Source organism: Sphaerimonospora mesophila (assembly GCF_001417795.1).
Taxonomy (GTDB): Bacteria; Actinomycetota; Actinomycetes; order Streptosporangiales; family Streptosporangiaceae; genus Sphaerimonospora; species Sphaerimonospora mesophila.
In genome coordinates, this window is record NZ_BCBX01000043.1 from 169,391 (window position 1) to 177,928 (window position 8,538).

General features: G+C 70.0%; 6 protein-coding genes and 1 pseudogene. 1 reads left to right on the forward strand and 6 read right to left on the reverse strand.

Annotated features, from left to right (window positions below; translation table 11 throughout):
• Positions 1-3: 3 nt before the first annotated feature.
• The 6 genes and pseudogenes from AP234_RS25180 to uvrC form a co-directional block, all read right to left on the reverse strand.
• Complete coding sequence (locus AP234_RS25180) at positions 4-1,191, reverse strand: phosphoglycerate kinase (protein WP_055482192.1); 1,188 nt, start codon at positions 1,189-1,191, stop codon at positions 4-6.
• Positions 1,191-2,195, reverse strand: coding sequence for a type I glyceraldehyde-3-phosphate dehydrogenase (gene gap / locus AP234_RS25185; RefSeq protein ID WP_055482193.1), 1,005 nt, complete (start codon positions 2,193-2,195; stop codon positions 1,191-1,193). The genes AP234_RS25180 and gap overlap by 1 nt, the downstream gene beginning before the upstream one ends.
• 108 nt (positions 2,196-2,303) lie before the next feature.
• Positions 2,304-3,284: a DNA-binding protein WhiA gene (gene whiA / locus AP234_RS25190; RefSeq protein WP_055482194.1), complete on the reverse strand. Its 981-nt coding sequence runs from the start codon at positions 3,282-3,284 to the stop codon at positions 2,304-2,306.
• A gap of 63 nt (positions 3,285-3,347) precedes the next feature.
• Positions 3,348-4,286, reverse strand: coding sequence for a gluconeogenesis factor YvcK family protein (locus AP234_RS25195; protein ID WP_083502409.1), 939 nt, complete (start codon positions 4,284-4,286; stop codon positions 3,348-3,350).
• A gap of 40 nt (positions 4,287-4,326) precedes the next feature.
• Positions 4,327-5,196, reverse strand: coding sequence for an RNase adapter RapZ (gene rapZ / locus AP234_RS25200; RefSeq protein WP_055482195.1), 870 nt, complete (start codon positions 5,194-5,196; stop codon positions 4,327-4,329).
• 123 nt (positions 5,197-5,319) lie between these two features.
• Positions 5,320-7,329 (reverse strand): annotated as a pseudogene (gene uvrC, locus AP234_RS25205) (excinuclease ABC subunit UvrC); the annotation flags it as partial.
• A gap of 722 nt (positions 7,330-8,051) precedes the next feature.
• Here uvrC and AP234_RS36595 point away from each other — a divergent pair.
• On the forward strand, positions 8,052-8,538 hold a 487-nt coding region (locus tag AP234_RS36595), incomplete at its 3' end, for a hypothetical protein (RefSeq protein ID WP_152990609.1).

Genomic DNA, 8,538 nt, shown 5'->3' on the forward strand with positions numbered 1-8,538 from the left:
TGCTTATTCCTCCAGCGCCGCGAGTCCGGGCAGCGTCTTGCCCTCGAGGTATTCGAGGCTGGCGCCGCCACCGGTTGAGATGTGCGAGAAACGGTCTTCCGGCAGGCCGAGCCGGCGTACGGCCGCGGCCGAGTCGCCGCCGCCGACCACGGTGAACGCCTCGGAGCCGATCAGTGCCTCCGCCACGGCCCGGGTCCCGCCCGAGAACGCGTCGAACTCGAACACGCCCATCGGGCCGTTCCAGAACACGGTGCGGGCGTCGGCCAGCTTGGCGGCGAACAGCTCCCGGGTGCGCGGGCCGATGTCCAGGCCCTGGCGGTCTGCCGGGATCGCCGTCGCGTCGACGACGTCGTGCGGCGCGTCGGCGGCGAAGTGGGTGGCGGCCAGCACGTCGACCGGGAGCACCAGCTCCACCCCGCGGGCGGCGGCGTCGTTCAGGAAACCGCGCACCGTGTCGAGCTGGTCCTCCTGCAGCAGCGAGGCCCCGACCTCGTGGCCCTGGGCCTTGAGGAACGTGTAGGCCATGCCGCCGCCCACCAGCAGCCGGTCGACCTTGGTCAGCAGGTTCGCGATCACGCCGAGCTTGTCGGAGACCTTCGCGCCGCCCAGGACCACGACGTACGGCCTGGCCGGGTCCTCGGTCAGCCGCCGGAGCACCTCGACCTCGGCGAGGATCAGGTCGCCCGCCGCGTGCGGCAGCCGCTTCGGCACGTCGTAGACGCTGGCGTGCTTGCGATGCACCGCGCCGAAGCCGTCGCCCACGTAGAGCTCGGCCAGCGCGGCGAGACGGTCGGCGAACTCGCCCCTGACCGCGTCGTCCTTGGACTCCTCACCCGGCTCGAAGCGCAGGTTCTCCAGCAGGGCGACCTGTCCGTCCTGCAGGGCCTCCACCGTGCTCCTGGCCGACTCGCCGACCACGTCCGCGGCGAACGCGACGTCCTCTCCGAGCAGCTCGGCCAGCCGCCGCGAGACCGGCGCCAGCGAGTACTTCGGGGTGGGCGTGCCCTTCGGACGGCCGAGGTGGGCGCCCACGACCACCCGGGCGCCGCGCTCCAGGAGCTTCCTGATGGTGGGCACCGACGCGCGGATCCGGCCGTCGTCGGTGATCGTCTCCCCGTCCAGGGGGACGTTGAGGTCGGCGCGCACGAACACGCGCCGGCCCTTCACGTCGAGCTCGTCGATTCCGATCATCAGAGGGAGGCGCCCACGTACTCGATCAGGTCGACGAGACGGTTGGAGTAGCCCCACTCGTTGTCGTACCAGCCGACCGTCTTGACCTGGTTGCCGATCACCTTGGTCAGGCCCGCGTCGAAGATGCACGACGCCGGGTCGGTCACGATGTCGGAGGAGACGATCGGGTCCTCGGTGTAGGTGAGGAAGCCCTTCAGCTCGCCCTCGGCCGCGGCCTTGAGCGCGGCGTTGACCTCCTCGGCCGTGGTCTCGCGCTTGACCTCGACGGTCAGGTCGGTGGCCGAGCCGGTGGGGATCGGCACGCGCAGCGCGTAGCCGTCGAGCCTGCCCTTCAGCTCCGGCAGGACCAGGCCGATGGCCTTGGCGGCGCCGGTCGAGGTGGGGACGATGTTCAGCGCGGCGGCACGGGCGCGGCGCAGGTCCTTGTGGGGGCCGTCCTGCAGGTTCTGGTCCTGGGTGTAGGCGTGGATCGTGGTCATCAGACCCTTCTCGATACCGAAGGTGTCGTTGATGACCTTGGCCATCGGGGCCAGGCAGTTCGTCGTGCAGGACGCGTTGGAGATGATGGTGTGAGCGGCCGGGTCGTACTTGTCGTGGTTGACGCCCATGACGACGGTCACGTCTTCGTTCTTCGCCGGAGCGGAGATGATGACCTTCCTCGCCCCGTTCTCGGCGTGCACCTTCGCCTTGGTCGCGTCGGTGAACAGACCGGTCGACTCCACCACGACGTCGACGCCCAGGTCGCCCCAGGGCAGCTTCGCCGGGTCGCGCTCGGCGAAGGCCTTGATCGCCTTGCCGTCGACGGTGATCTCGTCTGCGGACGCCTTCACCTCGTACGGCAGGCGGCCCAGGATGCTGTCGTACTTCAGCAGGTGGGCGAGCGTGGCGTTGTCGGTAAGGTCATTGACCGCGACGATCTCGATGTCCTTGCCGCTGGCCGCCACAGCGCGCCAGAAATTGCGGCCGATACGGCCGAAGCCGTTGACGCCTACGCGGATGCTCACGGAACAGATCTCCTCGTACGTCTTGCGCCGGCGAGTCCGGCGACGAACTCTTGAATCTCAATCACAGACCTTATCGCGCCCCAAATTGGTGTAGACCACGGGGCACCGTCACTGGGCCAGCATGTCGGCTGTGAGATTGGCCTCGGTGTTGGCGATGCCCAGGTCCTGCGCCCGCTTGTCGGCCATCGCGAGCAGGCGGCGGATCCGGCCGGCGATCGCGTCCTTGGTCAGCGGCGGATCGGCGATCTGGCCCAGTTCCTCCAGCGACGCCTGCTTGTGCTCCACCCGCAGCCGGCCGGCGATCACCAGGTGCTCGGGCGCGTCGTCGCCGAGGATCTCCAGCGCCCGCTGCACACGGGCCCCGGCCGCGACCGCGGCACGCGCGGACCTGCGCAGGTTGGCGTCGTCGAAGTTGGCCAGGCGGTTGGCGGTCGCCCGCACCTCGCGGCGCATCCGCCGCTCCTCCCAGGCCAGCACGCTGTCGTGGGCGCCCATGCGGGTCAGCAGCGCGCCGATCGCGTCGCCGTCGCGGACCACGACCCGGTCGACGCCGCGCACCTCCCTGGCCTTGGCGTGGATCTTCAGCCGCCGGGCCGAACCGACCAGCGCGAGCGCCGCCTCCGGGCCGGGACAGGTCACCTCCAGGGACATCGAGCGGCCGGGCTCGGTCAGCGAGCCGTGCGCCAGGAAGGCGCCGCGCCAGGCCGCCTCGGCGTCGCAGGTGGCCCCGGAGACCACCTGCCTGGGCAGGCCGCGTACGGGCCTGCCGTGGTTGTCGATGAGGCCCGTCTGCCTGGCCAGGGCGTCACCGTCCTTGTAGACGCGCACCAGGTAGCGCGAACCCTTGCGCAGCCCGGCCGGCGCCAGCACGAGCACCTCGGCCTTGTGGCCGAACACCTCGCCGATGTCCTTGATCAACCGTCGCGCGGTGACGTTGGTGTCGAGCTCGGCCTCGATCACGATCCGCCCGCCCACGAGATGCAGGCCGCTCGCGAACCGCAGCAGCGTCGAGACCTCGGCCTTGCGGCAGCAGGGCTTGAGCACCGGAAGCCGGCTCAGCTCGTCCTTCACCACACCCGTCATGGCCATCTACGCGTGCCTCCCCCAAAACAAGACTCTGCCGCCAGTCTCTCGCAGGTTGGGAGGAGGCAATCACCGCTTCCCACGGAAAATCTCATCCAGGACCGCGGCAAGATGTGGTCCATCGTGGCGGGCAGAACCGTCAGAAGCCGCCACATCCGCCAAAACCAAACGCCCGCCGATTGAAGCCGCCGCCTTCTCCAGCGCACGCAGATCGCCGACCACGCCTCGATCGGCGATGACCGCGTCGACGGCCAGGTCGGGGGCATGTTCCCGGAGCACCTCGAGGTGCTTTTCCGGGGAGAAGCCGTCGGTCTCGCCCGGCTGCGGGGCGAGATTCAAGATCACCAGCCTTTTCGCCGGCGTCGTGTGCAGCGCGCGGGCCAGCGCGGGCACCTTGAGGTGCGGCAGCACGCTGGTGAACCACGAACCCGGCCCGAAGACCACCCAGTCGGCCTCTTCTATCGCCTGTACGGCCTGCGGGCTGGCCGGCGGGTCGGGCGGCAGCAGCGAGATCGACCGGACCCGGCCCGGGGTGAGCGCGCACGCCACCTGCCCGCGTACGGTGGTGACGCGCCCGTCCAGCTCGACCTCGGCCTGGATGTCGAGCGGCACCGAGGCCATCGGCAGCACCCTGCCGTGCGCGCCCAGCAGCCGCCCCACCCACTCCAGCCCTTTCACGGTGTCGCCGAGGAGCTCCCAGAGGGCGACGATGAGGAGGTTGCCGACGGCATGGCCGTGCAGCTCCCCCTCGCTGCGGAACCGGTGCTGGACGACCTCGCTCCAGGTCTGGCCCCACTCGTCGTCGCCGCACAGCGCCGCGAGGGCCATCCGCAGGTCGCCCGGCGGCAGCACGCCCAGCTCACGCCGGAGACGGCCACTGGAGCCGCCGTCGTCGGCGACCGTGACGACGGCGGTCAGCCGTCCGGTCACGGTTCTGAGCGCGGACAGAGAGGCATAGAGGCCGTGCCCGCCACCGAGGGCGACGACCTTGGGGTCCAGGGGGATCACGTAACCGAATCGTTCCGAATCGCTGCGGCCGGGCCGGGCATCACTCGCGGCCCACGTCCCGGTGGCTGACCTGCACGTCCATGCCGCGCTCGCGCAGGCGGGCGGCGAGCTGCTCGGACATGGCGACGCTGCGGTGCTTGCCGCCGGTGCATCCGACGGCCAGCGTGGCGTAGCCCTTGCCCTCGCGGGTGTAGCCGGCGGCCACGATCCCGAACACCTCCTCGTAGCCGTCGAGGAACTCCTTCGCCCCCGGCTGGCCGAGCACGTAGTCCCGTACGGGGCTTTCGAGTCCGTTCATCGGCCGCAGCTCCGGCACCCAGTGGGGGTTGGGCAGGAAGCGGCAGTCGACGACGAGGTCGGCGTCCACCGGCAGGCCGTACTTGTAGCCGAACGAGACGACGTTGACCTTCAGGCCCGGCCGGTCCTCGCCGCCGAAGAACGACACGATCTTCTTGCGCAGCTCGTGGACGTTGAGCAGGGACGTGTCGATCACCAGGTCGGCGTTGGCCCTGACCTCCCGCAGGATGCCGCGCTCGCGGTCGATCCCGTCGACCAGCCGCCCGTCGCCCTGCAGGGGATGCGGCCTGCGGACCGCCTCGAACCTGCGGACCAGCTTCTCGTCGCTGGCCTCAAGGAACACCGTGCGTACGGCCACGCCCCGGGCGTCCAGCTCCTTGATCGCGGCGTTGAGGTCGGTGGTGAACGCGAGGCTGCGCACGTCGACGACCGCCGCCACCCGATCGGCGGCCATGCCGGCCTTGCCCGCCTCCTCCGCCACGGAGAACAGCAGGCCCGGCGGCAGGTTGTCGATGACGAACCAGCCGAGATCCTCCAGCGCCTTCGCGGCGGTGCTCCGCCCGGCCCCCGACATGCCGGTCACCACCACGACCGCCGAGTCGGTCGTGCCCATGTCTCCTCACCACCCTCCACCAGGAGAAACCACTGCCTCTACCCCGGAGCTTGCCACCCTACCGGGCGGCGCCGCTGACGGCACGCCACGACCGTGTCACGCCCCCTCACCGGGCGGCCGCTCCCCGCGCAGCGCGGTGACGATCGCCTCGGCGGTGGCGGGGCCGATGCCCGGCACCTCGCGGATCTCGGCGGCGTCGGCCTCACGTAACCGCTTGACCGAGCCGAAGTGGCGCAGCAGCGCCTGCCTGCGCGCCGGTCCCAGGCCGGGGACGCCGTCGAGCGCGCTCTCCTTCAGGCCCTTGGACCGTTTCGAGCGGTGGTAGGTGATGGCGAACCGGTGGGCCTCGTCGCGGACCCGCTGGAGCAGGTAGAGGCCCTCACTGGAGCGGGGCAGGATCACCGGCTGATCGTCGCCGGGAAGCCACACCTCCTCCAGCCGCTTGGCCAGGCCGCAGACCGCCACGTCGTCGATGCCGAGCTCGTCGAGGGCGCGCTGGGCCGCCGCCGCCTGCGCCGGGCCGCCGTCCACCACGACGAGGTTCGGCGGGTAGGCGAACTTGCGCGGGCGGCCGGTCTCCGGGTCGATCGGCGTGCCCGCGCCCGCGCCCGGCTCGCCCCCGCCCTGGTCGACACCGTTTTGGTCGCCGCCGTTTTGGTCGACACCGTTTTGGTCGCCGCCGTTTTGGTCGACACCGTTTTGGTCGCCGCCGCCCTCGCCGTCCGCCGCGTCCAGCTCTCCGGTGGCCGACCGCTCCTCCAGGTAGCGCCGGAACCGGCGGCGGATGACCTCGTGGATCGAGGCGACGTCGCCGTCGGTGCTCCTGACCGAGAACCGCCGATATTCGCTCTTGCGCGCCAGGCCGTCCTCGAAGACCACCATGGAGGCGACCACGTCGGAGCCCTGCAGATGCGACACGTCGTAGCACTCGATGCGCAGCGGCGCCTGGTCGAGGCCGAGCGCGTCGGCGATCTCCTGCAGGGCCAGGCTGCGCGTGGTGAGGTCGCTCGCGCGCCGGAGCTTGTGCTGGGCCAGCGCCTCCTTGGCGTTGCGCTCGACGGTCTCCATCAGGCTCTTCTTGTCGCCCCGCTGGGGGACGCGCACGTCGACGCGGGCGCCGCGCTGCTCGCTCAGCAGCTCGGCCACCGCCTCGCCCTCCGGGGGCGCCGCCGGGACGAGGATCTCCCTGGGGACGGCCGCCTCACCGTAGATCTGCAGCAGGAACTGCTCGACGAGTTCGCCCGTCGTGGTGTCCTCGACCTTGTCGACCACCCAGCCGCGGCGACCGCGGATGCGCCCGCCGCGCACGTAGAAGACCTGGACGGCGGCCTCCAGCGCGTCCTCCGCCAGGGCGATCACGTCGCAGTCGACGCTGTCGCCGAGCACGACCGCCTGCTTCTCCAGCGCCCGCTGCAGGGCCTGCACGTCGTCGCGGAGCCTGGCGGCCCGCTCGAACTCCTCGGCCGCGGCGGCCTCGCGCATCTCGCGCTCCAGCCGCTTGATGAACCGGCCGCTGTTGCCGGCCATGAAGTCGCAGAAGTCCTCGGCGATGGCCCGGTGCTCCTCGGGCGTGACCCGCCCGACGCAGGGGGCCGAGCACTTGTCGATGTATCCCAGCAGGCAGGGCCGGCCGATCTGCCCGGCCCGCTTGAACACCCCGGCCGAGCAGGTGCGCACCGGGAACACCCGCAGCAGCAGGTCGACGGTCTCCCTGATCGCCCAGGCGTGCGAGTAGGGGCCGAAATACCGTGTGCCCTTCCGCTTGGCCCCGCGCAGCACCTGGACGCGCGGGAACTCCTCTCCCATGGTCACCGCGAGGTACGGATACGACTTGTCGTCGCGGTACTTCACGTTGAACCTGGGGTCGTACTCCTTGATCCAGGAGTATTCGAGCTGGAGCGCCTCGACCTCGGTGCCGACCACCGTCCAGTCGACGGAGGCCGCGGTGGTCAGCATCGTCTGGGTGCGGGGATGCAGCCCGGCGAAGTCGGCGAAGTAGGAGCCCAGCCGCTGCCGCAGGCTTTTCGCCTTGCCGACGTAGATCACCCCGCCGCCGGGGTCGCGGAAACGATAGACGCCGGGCGATTCGGGGATCGAGCCGGGCGCCGGTCGATAGGTTGCCGGATCCGCCACACCGCAAAGCCTACTTGTCCGCACCGACAACACCGGGTGCACCGAAGTAGACCACCGAGTCTCACCGGTGGCGAGGTGCTGAAGGTTCTCCGCTCTCACCTAACCCGAATGCCACCTGCAAATCTGTCGGGCTTATCTGACCTATATTTCCCCTATTTCCCCATCGGTCGCGGATCGCCGTCACGGGTGCGGGTGGAGGCGTTCGATGCGATGCGGAAAGACGCGCCAGTGGGGTCAGGGGTGGCAATGCGTGTGGTGCGTGATGACAGCGGCGCGCATCCGTCTACGACCCGTACGGCTCAGGGCTGTCCGAGCCCGGCGTGCATCACTTCCACGGCCTCGACGCCTACTGGACGTGGGCGAAAGGGACCGCCGCTAAGCAGTGGAATCTCTCTGTGATCTATGTCACCTTTCACTTGGCGGTCGCTGCCATGGCGTGATCTCTGAGCTGCGCGAATGATGACGGTAGGTGAGGGGTGAAGCATTCCCGTGACTGTGCGTAGCACCCTTGCAGCAAAGTAGATCTTGACCGTTTCTGCCTGGTATCCCATGCTCCGCTTGATCGGTTGTATCTGGGCTTTATAGGACGTGCGGTCGGGCGGGTGGGCCGTACGCCTGGGTGGGTGGGAGGGTGCGACGTGGCCGGTTCGCGTGCTGGAGTGGAACGGTTCAGATGGTCACGTCGCAGGCTTGCACACGCTTTCGCGGGCACTGTCGTTACTTTGACGGTGTTCGTCGCCGGGATCGGTGTTCCGGACGGGCTGGCGCAGAAGGCCGCCGCCGATACCCCGTCTTCTGGTACGGAGCGCAGCGTTGAGGGGCGTGCGGTCGCGCCGAAGCCGGTGCCTAAGGGTGTCGAGGATCTGCAGGAACCGCTGAAGCCGGCCGAGCCGGTGTGGCCGAAGGCGGGCTCGGCTACGGTCGATCTTTCCAAGGGCAAGGACGCGGTCGCCGTTCCGGGATTGCCGGTTTCGGTCGCTGCGGTGGACCCGGCCCCTGTTGCGAAGCCGGTTTCCGAGGGCAGGGCCGCGGGCGATGCCAAGGCGCCGTCCCCGTCCCCGTCGCCTTCGGCGTCCAGCCGGCCGCAGGAGTCGCCGTCTTCAATTCAGGTGGAGACGTTCGATGATGCGGCAGTCCGGCGATTGGGCGGTGTGGGCATCGGCGTACGCCTGACACGCGGGGACGGGGGAGCATCGCCGGCTCCGGTGA